The organism is Bradyrhizobium guangdongense, assembly GCF_006483445.1.
In the GTDB taxonomy this organism is placed as follows: Bacteria; Pseudomonadota; Alphaproteobacteria; order Rhizobiales; family Xanthobacteraceae; genus Bradyrhizobium; species Bradyrhizobium guangdongense_A.
This window is the reverse complement of the sequence record NZ_PPPT01000214.1, coordinates 1-14293: the sequence shown is the minus strand read 5'-3', so window position 1 is coordinate 14293 and position 14293 is coordinate 1. Positions and strand designations below refer to the sequence as shown.

Sequence of the window (14293 nt, the reverse complement as noted above, 5' to 3'; positions counted from 1 at the left end):
ACGGTGACAGTTGGATTCGCGGAGAGTCCCCCTCACCCGGATCGCATCTTCGATGCGATCCGGCCTCTCCCCGCAAGCGGGGAGAGGCGAAGATCAAACCACCTCGCAGCGATTCCGATTGGCGCGATCCCTGCGCAGATCGGCCTCCAGCTCCTCGACGATGCCGTGCAGCAGGCACGCGGCGAGCGGGTCGGTGACCTCGCGTTCGAGGAGCCGGTAGCGGGCGATCCGGACTTCCTGGTCTTTCACTTGTTGATCTGTCATGCGCGGCCTCCGCTAGATCGACGCGGAAGGCGCGGCATTGTTTCGTTACAATTTTCCGATCATTTTTGATGGTTTATCGTCCATTAACGGGGCTAAAGCGCGATGAGATTTGGTTGAATCGTCATCGCGCTTTAGCTCTTTGTTTGAGCATGATCTCCGCGCAAACGCGTTCCGCGTTTGTCGCGAGGGAAAACCGCTTCACACTTTTCCGGATCATGCTCTAGCGCGAGACCCGCCAGATCGTGCCGTTGCCGTCTTCCGAGACCAGCAGCGAACCGTCCTTGGCGACGGCGACGCCGACCGGCCGTCCCCACACCTCGGTGTCGTTGACGACGAAGCCCGTGACGAAATCTTCGTATTCACCCGTCGGCTTGCCGTCCTTCATCCTGATCCGGATGACCTTGTAGCCGGTGCGCTTCGACCTGTTCCAGGAGCCGTGCTCGGCGGCGAAGGCATCGCCGTGGTACTCGGCCGGGAAGCTCGAGCCCTGATAGAAGGTCATGCCGAGCGAGGCCGAATGCGGCTGGATCAGCACGTCGGGAATCGTGACCTTGTCCTTCAGGTCCGGCCGCGCGCCGGCGTGACGCGGATCCTCGTTGGCGCCGATATAGTACCAGGGCCAGCCGTAGAACGCGCCTTCACGCACGCTGGTGACGTAATCGGGCACGAGATCGTCGCCAAGACCGTCGCGCTCATTGGTCGAGCACCAGGGCAAGCCATTCCTGGGCTCGATGGCGAGGCCGACGCAATTGCGGATGCCGGTCGCGTAGAGTTTTCGCTCCCTGCCCTCGGGCGTGAAGGCGAGCACGGCGGCGCGCTCGGCTTCAAACCCCCAGGGCGCGCCGAGCGGCTGCGCGCGCGCCCACGCCTCGAGCCCGCCGGGTGGATTGCCCATGCCTTCGCCGACATTGCCGGCCGAGCCGACCGACACCAGCATGCGCTTGTTGTCGGGCGTGAAGACGACGTCGCGCGTCGAATGGCCGGAGCCCTGCGACAGGTTCGCCACGACGGTCTCCGCCTTGGCCGAGGCCTTGAGATCGCCGGCACGATAGGGGAAGCGCACGACGCTCTCGGAATTCGCGACATAGACCCATTGCGGGTTGTCGCCGTTCGGGAAGAAGGCGATGCCGAAGGGGCGGCTGAGGCCGCTGGCAAAGGTCTCGTCGGCCGCGGGCTTTGCGCCGCCCTCGCCCGGGCGCAGCACGCGGATGCGGCCCGATCGCGTCTCGGCGACGAAGACGTCGCCATTCGGCGCGACGCGAATGATGCGCGGGCCCGACAAGCCTTCCACGAACAGCTCGATCTTGAATCCCGCCGGCACCTGCGGCGACGCGCCGGCAGGCCGTGCCACCACGCGCGAGCTGTTCGCCACCGACGGCGACGCGCCGGGTTTTGGCAGATCGTCGGGGCGGATCAGCCTGACCGTGCCGGGCTTGTCGGCCTGCCAATTGCCGAAGGCGTCCTTGCCTTGCAGCACGGTGTCCGCCCGAACGCCTGCCGCCGTCATCAGCACGATCGCGGCGCATCCAAGATATGTCTTCACGGTCTCCTCCCGGCCTGCCCTTGTCGATCGACGCCCGTCAGGCTCACGCGTTCAGTGGTCGCGCGCGTTGCCGAATCGAACGTCAGCCTATGCCCGCAGGATGTGCATCACCTAGCCTCATCCTGCTGGAAAATCCTCGTGATCGGTGCGACACATTGTAAGGGCGCGACCGCTGATAGCGGTCATCAAAGCTGCGGCATCGACGCCGCCATTGACGGGGTCAGCATGTGGGGATCGATCGTATCGGAATGGGCGAGCCTGATCCTGCGCTGGCTGCATGTGGTGGCCGCGATCGCCTGGATCGGCAGCTCCTTCTATTTCATCGCCCTCGACCTCAGCCTGAAGCCGGACAAGGACCTGCCGAACGGTGTGCAGGGCGAGGCCTGGCAGGTCCATGGCGGCGGCTTCTACCGCATCATGAAGTATCTGGTGGCCCCAAGCCAAATGCCGGACGAGCTGACCTGGTTCAAATGGGAGGCCTACACCACCTGGCTGTCCGGTTTTGCGCTGATGGTCGTGGTCTATTATCTCGAGGCCGATTTGTTTCTGGTCGACAAGTCGATCCTCGATCTCACGCCGCTGCAGGCCGGGCTGTTCAGCTTCGGCAGCCTGGCGCTGGCGTGGCTGCTTTATGAGGTCGCTTGCCGCACGGGCCTTGCGCAACGCGAGCTTGCCTTTGCGATCGGCGGTTATCTGTTCCTGGTCGCGCTGACCTATGCCTTTACGCATGTGCTGAGCGGACGCGGCGCGTTCAACCAGATCGGCGCGCTGATCGGCACCATCATGGTCGCCAACGTTTTCACGCTGATCATCCCGAACCAGAAGAAGATCGTGGCCGCCCTGATCGCGGGACAGGCGCCCGACCCGAAGCTCGGCAAGACCAGCAAGGAGCGCTCGGTCCACAACAACTACCTGACGCTGCCCGTGGTCGTGCTTATGATCAGCAACCACTATCCCCTGCTCTACGCCACGCGTTTCAACTGGATCATCGTCGCGATCATTCTGGCGCTCGGGCCGGTGATCCGGCATTTCTTCAACGAGCGGCATGCCGGACGAAAGTCGCCATGGTGGGTGTGGGGCGTCGCGGCCGCCGGCATGATCGCGATCGGCCTGCTCTCCGCGGCAGGTCCCCGCGAGGTGAAGGCTGCTGCGCTCGCGACACCACCGACGCTTGCGAATGTCGAGGAGATCGTGATGTCCCGCTGCAGCATGTGCCATGCGGCAGAACCCGTCTGGGCCGGCATCGTCACCGCGCCGAAAGGCATCGTGCTCGACAGCACCGGGCACATCCAGCGCAACATGAGGTTGATCGCGCGCGTCGCTGCATGGTCCAGCGCGATGCCGCCGGGCAACATCACCGAGATGACCGGCGAGGAACGCGCGACACTGGCCGCCTTTATCACGCAGAGCGATCGCTGAGTCAGCGAGCCGCAACGCGCCTGTGCGACCTTTTGCGGAAGGATTTTGCGCAAATCCCGCCGATTTCAAAATGACTCGCGCGCCTGTCCGGCGTAGACAGGGAACCGTTCGGCCGTGTACCCGGCCCAAGAAAGTCGATTGGAGAAGTCGAATGGATTTGACTCGCCTGGAAATCAACCGCCGCACGGCGCTCCTGACCTCGGCCGCGATCGCTGCCAACGTCATCAACCCGATGCGGGCGTTTGCACAGGAAACCCCGAAGAAGGGCGGCGTGTTCAACGTCCATTACGGCGCCGAGCAGCGCCAGCTCAACCCGAGCATCCAGGCTTCCACCGGCGTCTACATCATCAGCGGCAAGATTCAGGAGAGCCTGGTCGACCTCGACGCCGACGGCAAGCCGGTCGGCGTGCTCGCCGAGAGCTGGGAGTCCTCGGCGGACGGCAAGACCATCACCTTCAAGCTGCGCAAGGGCGTCACCTGGCACGACGGCAAACCTTTCACCTCCGCGGACGTCGCGTTCACCGCGATGAACATGTGGAAGAAGATCTTGAACTACGGCTCGACGCTGCAGCTCTTCCTCACCGCCGTCGACACGCCGGACCCGCAGACCGCAATCTTCCGTTACGAGCGGCCGATGCCGCTCAGCCTGCTGCTGCGCGCCTTGCCCGACCTCGGCTACATCTCGGCAAAGCATCTCTACGAGAGCGGCGACATCAGGCAGAACCCGACCAACCTCGCGCCCGTCGGCACCGGCCCTTTCAAGTTCGTCAAATACGAGCGCGGCCAGTACATCATCGCCGACCGTAACCCCGACTATTGGCGCTCGGGCGCGCCGTATCTGGACCGCATCGTCTGGAAGGTGATCACCGACCGCTCCGCCGCCGCGGCGCAGCTCGAGGCCGGCGAATTGCAATATTGCCCGTTCTCCAGCCTGACGATTTCCGACATGGCGCGGCTCGGCAAGGACAAGCGCTTCATCGTCACCACCAAGGGCAATGAAGGCAACGCGCGCACCAACACAATCGAGTTCAACTTCCGCCGCAAGGAGCTGTCCGACATCCGCGTGCGCCGCGCGATCGCGCATGCGATTAACGTGCCCTTCTTCATCGAAAACTTCCTGGGCGATTTCGCAAAGCTCGGCACCGGCCCGATCCCGTCGACCTCGACCGACTTCTATCCCGGCGCCGACACGCCTCAGTACCCTTATGACAAAGCCAAGGCGGCGGCATTGCTGGACGAAGCCGGCTTCAAGGCCGGCCCTGGCGGCGCCCGCTTCTCGCTCAAGCTGCTGCCCGCACCCTGGGGCGAGGACATCTCGCTGTGGTCGACCTTCATCCAGCAATCGCTCAAGGACGTCGGCATCACCGTAGAGATCGTGCGCAATGACGGCGGCGGCTTCCTCAAGCAGGTCTATGACGAGCACGCCTTCGATCTCGCCACCGGCTGGCACCAGTACCGCAACGACCCCGCGGTCTCGACCACGGTGTGGTACCGCTCCGGCCAGCCCAAGGGCGCGCCCTGGACCAATCAATGGGGCTGGGAGGACAAGCAGGTCGACGCCACCATCGACAACGCCCTGACCGAGCTCGACGCCACCAAGCGCAAGGCGATCTATGCCGAGTTCGTCAAGGAGGTGAACACCGAGCTGCCGGTCTGGATGCCGATCGAGCAGATCTTTGTCACCGTCATCACCGCCAAGGCGCGCAACCACTCCAACACCCCGCGCTGGGGGTCGTCGAGCTGGCACGATCTTTGGCTTTCCGCGTGACGCGTTTTTCGTCAAGATGACGCCATGCGCATCCTGAGCCTTGCGGGGCGGCGGCTCGCCGCCTCGATCCCGACCCTGTTCCTGATCCTGATCGGCGTCTTCCTGCTGCTGCAATTCGCTCCGGGAGACACCGTCGATGCGCTCATGGCCCAGATGGGCGGCGGTGACGCTGCAACCGCCCGCGAGCTGCGAAAATTCTACGGGCTCGACGTCTCCGTCCCGGTGCGGCTCGGCAACTATCTCCTGCACCTGGTCCAGCTCGACCTCGGCTTCTCCTCGATCTACGGCAAGCCGGTCGCGACCGTGATCCTGGAGCGGTTGCCGCCGACGATTTTGCTGATGACGGCCTCGCTCTCCTTTGCGTTCTTCTTCGGCCTGGTGTTCGGCATCATCGCCGCGCGCGGCGTCAACAAATGGCCGGATACGCTGATCTCGACGCTCGGCCTGATCTTCTACGCCACGCCGTCGTTCTGGTTCGGCCTGATGGCCATTGTCGTGTTCTCGATCTACCTGCAATGGCTGCCCGCAGGCGGCTTTGAAGATATCGGCCAGGCGCAGAGCGGCCTTTGGCGCATGATCGACATCGCACGGCATCTCATCCTGCCGACGCTGACGCTCGGGCTGATCTTCCTCGCGATCTATTTGCGCATCATGCGCGCATCCATGCTGGAGGTGCTCAACCTCGACTACGTCCGCACCGCGCGTGCAAAAGGCCTCGACGAGACCCGCGTCGTCATGGGCCACGTGCTCCGCAATGCGTTGCTGCCAATGGTGACGCTGATTGGCTTGCAGGCCGGCACCATGCTCGGCGGCTCGGTCGTGGTGGAGAGCGTGTTCTCGCTGCCCGGCCTCGGGCGCCTCGCCTATGAATCCGTGGTGCAGCGCGACCTCAATACGCTGCTCGGCATCGTCTTCGTCTCGGCCCTGCTCGTCATAACCGTCAACTTCGTCGTCGACCTCCTCTACGCGCGGCTCGATCCGCGCATTTCGGCGGAGGGCTGAGATGGACGCCGCAAAGCGTTACTTCCGCAGCCCCGCCGCCGTGATCGGCCTCGTGCTGCTGCTGGTGGTGATCGCGATGGCTGTTAGCGCCGGCATCCTGTTCCCGCGCGATCCGCTCGCGCTCGCCGGACGCCCCCTGGTGTGGCCGTTCAGCAATCCGCGCTTTCCACTCGGCACCGACAATTCCGGCCGCGATATCGCCGCCCAGATTTTCTACGGTTCGCGCATCTCGCTCCTGATCGGTGGCGTCGCCACCGCCATCGCCGTCGCCATCGGCACGCTGATCGGCGCCTTCGCCGGCTATTATGGCGGCTGGGTCGACAACATATTGATGCGGATCACCGAAGCCTTCCAGACGCTGCCGAACTTCGTGCTGCTGCTGGTCCTCGTCGCCGTGTTCGGCTCGACGCTGATGACGGTGACGATCGCCATCGGCGTGGTGTCCTGGCCCGCGCCGGCGCGGCTGACCCGGGCCGAATTCCTGTCGTTGCGCAACCGCGAATTCGTGCAGGCCGGCCGCACGCTCGGGATGAAAGACCTTCAGCTCATCCTCGGCGAGATCCTGCCCAACGCGCTGCCGCCCGTCATCGTCTATGCCAGCGTGGTGATGGCGCTCTCGATCCTGCTCGAAAGCGCGCTCGCCTTCCTGCGTCTCTCCGATCCCAACGTCGCCTCCTGGGGCAATCTCATCGGCCTCGGGCGCGACGTGCTGCGCGTGCAGTGGTACGTCTCGGCGATTCCCGGCATCGCCATTCTCGTCACCGTGCTTGCGGTCTCCCTGGTCGGCCAGGGTCTCAACGATGCGCTCAATCCGAGGCTGAAGAGCCGATGAGCGACGCTAAAATCCTGTCGCTGGAAGGTCTCAGTGTCCGCCTGCCCAAAGGCGCCGACCGGACGCACGCGTTGAACGACGTGTCCCTGTCGATCGCCTCCAACGAAATCCTTTGCGTCGTCGGCGAATCCGGCTCCGGCAAGTCGATGATGGCCAATGCGGTCATGCGACTGCTGCCGAACGAAGTCAAAATCGAGTCCGGGCGGATGATGTTTGACGGTCGCGATCTCTGTGCGGCGTCGCCGGCGGAGATGCGCGATGTGCGCGGCGCCGGCATCGCCATGATCTTCCAGGAGCCGATGACCGCGCTCAATCCGCTGCGCACCATCGGCGACCAGGTGGCCGAGATGTTCTCGGTGCACACAAAGCTCTCCGGGGCCGAGATCAACGCCCGCGTGCTGGCGTTGCTCGCCGACGTTCGCATCCCCGATCCCAAGACGGCAGCAAAGGCCTATCCGCACGAGCTGTCCGGCGGCCAGCGCCAGCGGGCCATGATCGCCATGGCGCTCGCGCTCGATCCAAAGCTGCTGATCGCGGACGAGCCGACCACCGCGCTCGACGTCACCACGCAGGCGCAGATTTTGAAGCTGATCCGCGACCTGCAGCAGCGCAAGAAGACCGCCGTCCTCTTCATCACCCACGATTTCGGCGTCGTCGCCGAGATCGCCGACCGCGTCGTGGTCATGCAGCACGGCAAGATCGTCGAGCAGGGCACCGCTGACGCGGTGCTGAAGCACCCGACGCACCCCTATACCAAGCAGCTCATCGCCGCCGTGCCGCCGCTGAAGGCGCCGCCACCGCGGCCGCTGTCGTCGGACAACATCCTCACCATCACCAACGTCTCCAAGACCTACCGTACCGGCGGCTTTCTCGGCCGTGGCGCGCGCGTCACGGCGGCGGTGAAGGACGCGACGCTGCATCTGCCGCGCGGCGCGACGCTCGGCATCGTCGGCGAATCCGGCTCCGGCAAGTCGACGCTGGCGCGCTGCATCGTGCGGCTGATCGATCCTGACGCCGGCGCGATCGTGCTCGACGGCAAGGACTGGGCAAAGATGAAGCGCGACGAGGTCCGCCGCGAGACGCAGCACATCCAGATGGTGTTTCAGGACCCCTTTGCCTCGCTCAACCCGCGCCGCAAGGCGGCCGAGCTGGTCGCGCAGGGCCCGATCGTCCACGGCACGCCGCGCGCCACGGCGATTGCGGAAGCCAGAGAATTGTTCGCGCTGGTCGGGCTCGATCCCTCCGCCGGCGACCGCTTTCCCCATGAATTCTCCGGCGGCCAACGCCAGCGCATCGGGCTCGCCCGTGCGCTCGCCTTGAAGCCGAATGTGCTGGTCGCGGACGAGCCGGTGTCAGCGCTCGACGTCTCCGTGCAGGCGCAAGTGCTCAAGCTGCTCGGCGAGCTGCGCGAGCGGCTCGGCCTCTCCATCGTCTTCATCACCCACGATCTGCGCGTCGCCGCCCAGGTCTGCGATCTCGTCGCGGTGATGAAGGAAGGCGAGATCGTCGAGCATGGGCTCGTTGCCGACGTGTTCGGCCGTCCCCAACATCCCTACACACAGGCGCTCATCGCCGCCGTGCCTGGCGGCGAGTTTGCCCGCGAGCACGAGACGGCAGGATCAGCCGGAGCGTGACGAGCGGCGCGAGGCAAGAAGACGCTCCGCCCATCGCAGCAACTCGAAACGATCACCCCCAGCAAGCTCCTGCGCATCGCGCTGCCGGTAAAGCAGCAGCATCCAGGGTGCAATCCTGCGCAACAGGCCATGCGCCACATAGGTCATCGGCTCGGTGAACGGCAGTGCCAGCTCGTTTGCGGGCACGCCCTGAACGGCCCTCGCCAATTCGCGGCCGAGCGGCATCGTCAGCGCCACGGCGCGGCCGTTGCAGCCGGTCCAGCCATAGGCGTTCGGCCCGAGACGATGGATGCGCGGCAAGAAATCCGCGGTCATGCCGACATAACCGTTCCAGACATGATCGAACCTGACTTCGCCGATCTGCGGCCACAGCCGCTGCAGCCGCTCGGTCACGCGCGCCATGATGCGCTCGACCTTGTTGCCGGGGCCGAGCACCGCGCCGCCGGTGATGAGCCGGTTGCGCGCGTCGTAACGCGCGAAATAGAGTTCGCCATGGGTATCCGACATCGCCTGCCGTCCGGGGATGATGGTCTTGCGGACGTTGTCGGACAGAGGCTGCGTCGACATCTGCCACGACAGCACCGGCATCACCTCGTGCGCAATCTCGGGCACCAGCGATTGCGAGAACTCGCCGCTGTAAGCATTGGTCGCCATGACCAGCGCGCGGCCGGAGATCTCGCCCTTCGCGGTCTTGACCACCCAGCGATCGCCACGGCGCTCGAAACTTGTGGCCGGCGAGCGGGCAAAGATGCGGGCACCGAGCCCAAGCACGGTGCGCGCCAGCCCGCGCGCCAGCGCCAGCGGATTGATGTGGCCGCCGGTAGAGTTCCAGAAGCCACCGAACCATGCATCGGAGCCGAGCATGTCGCGCATCTGCTCGCGCGACAAGAACTCGACCGGCGCCCCGAATTTCGACCATTGCCGCACGCGCCGTTCAGCGATCTTGATGCGTCCGGGCGAATGCACCGGCTGAACCCATCCGGCCTGCTCGCCCTCGGCGTCGATGTTGTAGCGCCGCGTCAGGTCGAACAGATAGGACGCGCTGTCGCGGAGCATGCCGACAAAGCGTTCTCCCGCCTCGCCGTGCCGGGCAATGATGTCCTCCGGATCCGGCCGCGACAGCGTCGGGATCACCTGGCCGTTGTTGCGGCCCGAAGCGCCCCAGCCCGGCTCCGCCGCCTCAACGATTGCGACATCGACGCCGGCCTCGCGCAAATGCAGCGCCGTCGACAATCCCGTAAAGCCGCCGCCGACCACGACCACGTCGGCGGTCTGCGCGCCCGTCAACTCCGGCAAGTCCGGCCCCTGCGGCGTCACGGCCGCCCACAGCGAATCCGGCCAGTTCACGGGTGAAGTCTGCATCATCAGTTGTCCCAGTCGTCATGAGATGGCGCATCTGCAACAGCCGCAGTTGACACCGGCTTGCAGGTGCGTTGTCGTGTGTTTCAGCTTAATCCATCCATTCATGCCGGGGAAAGAGATGGCACTCAAGAACGTCATTGGCATCGACCACGCCGTGGTCATGGTGAAAGATCTCGACAAGGCCGCCGACAACTACAGGAAGCTCGGCTTCACCGTTTCGCCGCGCGGGACCCACAGCGCGCATATGGGCTCGGGCAACTACACCATCATGTTCGATCCCGACTACATGGAATTGCTCGGCATCCTGGCCGCAACAGAACATAATGCTCCGGCGCGCGCCCATCTCGAAAAGAACGGCGAAGGCATCGAGCGCATCGCGTTCACGGCCGTCGATTCCACGGCCGGTGCGGAAGAGATCCGCGCACGCGGCTTTCCGCCGGTCGGGCCGGTCGATTTCGAGCGTCCGGTGACGTTGCCTGATGGCACGGTCTCCGCGGCGAAGTTTCGTGTCTTCCAGTGGCCGGTCGCGGAAGCGCCGGGCGGTGTGCGCATCTTCGCCTGCCAGCACAAGACACGCGAGACGGTGTGGATCCCCGAACTGATGACGCATGCCAACGCGGCAAAGCGGCTGAAACAGGTGCTGATCGCCTCGCCCGAGCCCGCAAAGGAAGCAGCACATCTGTCCCGTCTGATCGATCGCGAGCCCAAGACCGAAGCTGACGGCGCCGTCACCGTGCCTTCGGGCGGCGGGCGCGCCGACTTCGTCTTCCTGACGCGCGATCAGCTCGGCAAGCGTTATCCCGGCGTATCGCTCGACGGTATCCCTGAGCGCGGCGGCGCGGCGCTGGTCTTCATCAGCGGCGATCTCGCGGCAACCGAGAAGGCGCTGGGTGCGGCCGCAGTGCGCAGCGGGTCCGCGGTCTGCGCGCCGCCGGCCAAGGCCAACGGAACGCTGCTGGCTTTCGTTGCGGCGTAGTTGAGCTAATTCTTTAACAAGCGTTTACCCCGGCGGCTTTAGACTGCGGTCGATACAGCCACCGGGGCCCCGACGCATGTTCAAGGAAGGCACGCCGATCGCGTACGACGCGCCGGCCGAACTGAAGAAATGGCCCTCGCTCAAAGGCGAGCGGCTGAGGGATCGCGGCACACCCTATATGGTCTATAACGGCACGCTCGCCGATTGCGTCCGCGAGCTCTTGGCAAAGCCGATCAAGGGCATCTCGCTCTACGACATCATGACCAAGCCGCAGGCCGCTTTCGAAGAAGGCGTGCTGTCGCCGGGCGATGCCGCCGAGATCGCGATGCGCAAGGATTTTCCCAAAGCCTGAAGACGCCACGCAGCCGGTTCTGCCGCTGCGCTTGCCGCGCCGTTGCTGGTGCGCGCCCGTGAATTCCCGGGCGATAGCGGAACTTTCCGCCAAGGGAACACCGTACTAACACCGGCCAGACTCCTGGAATCGCAGCTTCGCCGCAATTGCGGTTAAGAAGTCCTTATCGCCGGTGCCAAGCGCTGGCCGTTCATCCCACAGTTCGAGGACTTCCACGCAATGCGATTTGTCATCGCGGCTTGCGCCGCGTGCCTGATTCTGATGTGCGATTTCGACGCCTCGTCATTTCAACAGAAATCGATTGTCGACGACACCGCGCCTCGACGCGAGGCGTCCTCTCCGCTCCTTCCGCTGGTCGAACTGTTCCTCGCGAGCGTGCAGGCCATCGAGCAGACCAATGCACGCGCCGAGCTCGTGCCGGCCATCCCCGCGCCGGACGCGGTCGAGGCCGACGAGCAACCATCCATGTCCCCTTCCGACCAGTTCTGTCATGCGCTGCGCAAAGCTGCCGAGGCGAGCGGAATTCCCGTACCGTTCTTTGCGCGGCTGCTCTGGCAGGAGAGCCGCTTCCGTTCCAACGAGGTCAGTCCTGCCGGCGCGCAAGGCGTCGCGCAGTTCATGCCGGAAACGGCCGCGGAAGTCGGGCTCGACAATCCCTTCGATCCCATGCAGGCGCTGCCCGCGTCCGCAAGGCTGCTGCGCAAGCTGCGCGACGATTTTGGCAATCTCGGCCTCGCCGCGGCCGCCTACAACGCGGGAAGCGGCCGCATCCAGAAATGGTTGGGCCGTCAGAGCGCGCTGCCGCGCGAGACGCGCGACTATGTCCGGATCATCACCGGCACCAAGGCGGAGGACTGGATCGAGGACGCCGATACGCTCGCCATCCGCATCGATCTGCCGCGCGAAGCGCCCTGCGAAGGTGTCGGCGGCCTCTCCAAGGCGAGGAAGGTCGCTCACGTTCCGGCATCTGCCGCGGCGAACGTGCTGGCACTGATCCGGAAAGCGGAGATGAGGATCGCGGGCAATCGTGCACGAAAGCGCTTTGCACTGCTGTTGAAGAAGGGGAAGGCGCGTAACGTGATCGCGGCTCGCGTAACCGCAAAGAGCGCGAGGGGGCGTCCTCTGCGCCTCGCCTCCAGCGAACGCTAGTCGTCAGACCGGCTTCTCGTCGTCCGCCACCGGCGAGGTCACGGCGAAAAAGACGCCGAAAACAACCCCATGCACAGTAGAAATTCGGCCGCGAGAACAATTTTGCCGAAAAGCCGAAATTGCTCTTGACCCGTCGGGCAAATCAGTGGCATATAGGCATACTGCGGATTTTACGAATCGCACCTCTCCGGCCTGCCCGACGGGCACGCCGCCGTGCGATCGCAGGTGAAAACCTCAATCGACAACGAAGCTTAGAGCAGCTCAGCGCGGCGGGTATGTCGCCCGCAGCAGCGGGCCGCGCAGCATTGCGCCCAAGGACGCAATCGACATGACTCCAGCCACGGACTATCCGACCAAGCCGACGATCGTTCCGGACGATCGAGCAAAAGGCGACACCCCGCGCATCAAGGTCTCCTCGCGCGGCTTCTGGATCGACCACCCCGATCGCCAACTCGGCGAACAGTTGATGATGGAAGCCCTCGGCGCGCCGGATCGTGAAGCGCTGAACGGCATCCTGAAGCAACTGGTCAACGCCAGCGTCAACGGACGAAAGCCCGACAAGTCCGATCTCCCGCTGATGATTTCGCTGATGAAGAGCATCAGGCCGCGGGATGCCATCGAGGCCATGCTGGTGGCGCAGATGGTGTCGGTGCACGTGATCGCGATGCGATGCGCCCATCGCCTCGCCGGCGCCGACGACATTGCAAGCCAGGACAGCCGCACGCTGCCCCTGGTCCGGCTGCTGCGAACCTTTCCGGCGCAGATCGATGCGCTCAACCGTTACAGGAACCGCGGCCAGCCGGCCGGAGCGCAGGACAGTGACCCGATCACGCGGATCGAGCGCGTCATCGTTTATCCGCCAAGACGGGAAGACGAGCCGATCGGCGCCAAAGACGTCCCCACGCACGATGCCGGCGAGCGAGAAGGCGTCTCCGTGTGGCGAGACCTCCATCGATGAGCGGACACGCCCGCAACACGGAGGCGATGCGGGCAAGCCCGCGCTGCGGGGCCCGGACGCGCAGCGGCGCTGCATGCTGCGCACCGGCTGCGCGCGGCAAGATGCGCTGTCGCATGCACGGCGGCGCCGAGGGATCTGGAGCGCCGCGGCGAAACCGGAACGCGCTGAAGCACGGGCTGTTCACAAAGAAGAGCCGCGCCGAGCAACGGCAAATTCGGGACTTGCTGGGTGAGGTGCGGATGCTGCTGCGGGAGTTGGAGTGATCGTCCGGCAGACGCTAGTGACTCCGACTGAGATTGCCCATCATGATTGTCAGTCATTTCGATCTATATATAGGCCAAATTATCTAATATGGGCTATGCATGGACCGGTATCTTGACTTTTGTCATTTTACCGGTCTATAAATGAACCAAAATAAGTATTATGGCCTATTATTGGATCAATTATGCCCAAAAAAGCTCGCCCGTACTCCCGCTACGCCAAGGATGCGGCCACGCTGCTCGGCCAACTCATCCGCAAGGCGCGCATCGACCGGAGAATGACGACTGAGGAGTTCGCCGACCGGGCGGGCGTTTCGCGCGGGCTCTTGCGGCGCATCGAGAACGGAGATCCTGGCTGTGCGCTGGGCGCGGTCTTCGAAGCCGCCGCGATCGCGGGCGTCCCGCTGTTCAACGCCGACGAACGAGCCCTGAATAGCGCCCTCGCCTCGAACTCGGCCGTCATGACGCTGTTGCCGAAATCCGTGCACATGCCTCGCAAGAAGCCCGATGACGACTTCTGAAAAGACGCCGACCGAAGCTTTTGTCTGGGTCTGGCTGCCCGACGCGATCTCGCCCGTCGTGGCGGGCCGATTGTCTGCTGTCGGCAACCAACTCCACTTCAACTACGGACGCAGCTATCTGGCGCGCAACAACGCGATTGCGCTTTACGACCCCGAGCTGCCGCTGCGCAGCGGCGCGCTTCCCCTGACACCTGGGTTGATGATGCCGAATTGCATCCGCGACGCCGCGCCGGATGCCTGGGGCCGCCGCGTC

At 64.6% G+C, this 14293-nt stretch carries 14 protein-coding genes and 1 pseudogene; 12 read left to right on the top strand and 3 right to left on the bottom strand.

The window, feature by feature from the left end:
* Positions 1–93: 93 nt before the first annotated feature.
* Positions 94–264, bottom strand: coding sequence for a hypothetical protein (locus C2U70_RS33230; RefSeq protein ID WP_186294523.1), 171 nt, complete (start codon positions 262–264; stop codon positions 94–96).
* Positions 265–484: 220 nt separating this feature from the next.
* A complete protein-coding gene (locus tag C2U70_RS28420) occupies positions 485–1771 on the bottom strand; it encodes a PQQ-dependent sugar dehydrogenase (RefSeq protein WP_140981946.1) in 1287 nt (428 codons plus the stop codon).
* Positions 1772–2032: 261 nt separating this feature from the next.
* On the opposite strand from C2U70_RS28420, the gene C2U70_RS28415 reads away from it, so the two are divergent.
* From C2U70_RS28415 to C2U70_RS28395, 5 genes are all read left to right on the top strand, one after another.
* On the top strand, positions 2033–3226 hold the full coding sequence (locus C2U70_RS28415) for a urate hydroxylase PuuD (RefSeq protein ID WP_140981945.1): 1194 nt from the start codon (positions 2033–2035) through the stop codon (positions 3224–3226).
* A gap of 151 nt (positions 3227–3377) precedes the next feature.
* Positions 3378–4994 (top strand): ABC transporter substrate-binding protein, encoded by a 1617-nt coding sequence (locus C2U70_RS28410; RefSeq protein WP_140981944.1) that lies wholly within the window; start codon positions 3378–3380, stop codon positions 4992–4994.
* Between the two features lie 24 nt (positions 4995–5018).
* Entirely contained in the window at positions 5019–5996 is a 978-nt protein-coding gene (locus C2U70_RS28405) for an ABC transporter permease (RefSeq protein ID WP_140981943.1), read from the top strand.
* A 1-nt stretch (position 5997) separates the two neighbouring features.
* Positions 5998–6828, top strand: a complete 831-nt coding sequence (locus C2U70_RS28400) for an ABC transporter permease (protein ID WP_140981942.1) — start codon at positions 5998–6000, stop codon at positions 6826–6828.
* Complete coding sequence (locus C2U70_RS28395; RefSeq protein ID WP_140981941.1) at positions 6825–8462, top strand: ABC transporter ATP-binding protein; 1638 nt, start codon at positions 6825–6827, stop codon at positions 8460–8462. Before C2U70_RS28400 ends, C2U70_RS28395 begins: the two co-directional genes overlap by 4 nt.
* Here the strand turns inward: C2U70_RS28395 and C2U70_RS28390 are convergent.
* Positions 8448–9824 (bottom strand): NAD(P)/FAD-dependent oxidoreductase, encoded by a 1377-nt coding sequence (locus C2U70_RS28390; protein WP_140981940.1) that lies wholly within the window; start codon positions 9822–9824, stop codon positions 8448–8450. The two genes, C2U70_RS28395 and C2U70_RS28390, sit on opposite strands and share 15 nt — an antisense overlap.
* Positions 9825–9942: 118 nt before the next feature.
* Here C2U70_RS28390 and C2U70_RS28385 point away from each other — a divergent pair, with 118 nt between their 5' ends.
* The 7 genes and pseudogenes from C2U70_RS28385 to C2U70_RS28355 form a co-directional block, all read left to right on the top strand.
* Positions 9943–10800, top strand: a complete 858-nt coding sequence (locus C2U70_RS28385; protein ID WP_140981939.1) for a VOC family protein — start codon at positions 9943–9945, stop codon at positions 10798–10800.
* 76 nt (positions 10801–10876) lie between these two features.
* Complete coding sequence (locus tag C2U70_RS28380) at positions 10877–11152, top strand: hypothetical protein (RefSeq protein ID WP_140981938.1); 276 nt, start codon at positions 10877–10879, stop codon at positions 11150–11152.
* Positions 11153–11371: 219 nt separating this feature from the next.
* Positions 11372–12301 carry a lytic transglycosylase domain-containing protein gene (locus tag C2U70_RS28375; protein ID WP_140981937.1) on the top strand — a complete coding sequence of 310 codons (930 nt, stop codon included), beginning with the start codon at positions 11372–11374 and terminating at the stop codon, positions 12299–12301.
* A 328-nt stretch (positions 12302–12629) separates the two neighbouring features.
* On the top strand, positions 12630–13259 hold the full coding sequence (locus C2U70_RS28370) for a hypothetical protein (protein WP_140981936.1): 630 nt from the start codon (positions 12630–12632) through the stop codon (positions 13257–13259).
* Positions 13256–13522, top strand: a complete 267-nt coding sequence (locus tag C2U70_RS33765) for an HGGxSTG domain-containing protein (RefSeq protein ID WP_140981935.1) — start codon at positions 13256–13258, stop codon at positions 13520–13522. The genes C2U70_RS28370 and C2U70_RS33765 overlap by 4 nt, the downstream gene beginning before the upstream one ends.
* A gap of 182 nt (positions 13523–13704) precedes the next feature.
* A complete protein-coding gene (locus tag C2U70_RS28360) occupies positions 13705–14040 on the top strand; it encodes a helix-turn-helix transcriptional regulator (RefSeq protein ID WP_140981934.1) in 336 nt (111 codons plus the stop codon).
* Positions 14027–14293, top strand: a pseudogene (locus C2U70_RS28355) (type II toxin-antitoxin system HipA family toxin); the annotation flags it as partial. The gene C2U70_RS28360 and the pseudogene C2U70_RS28355, both read left to right, overlap by 14 nt.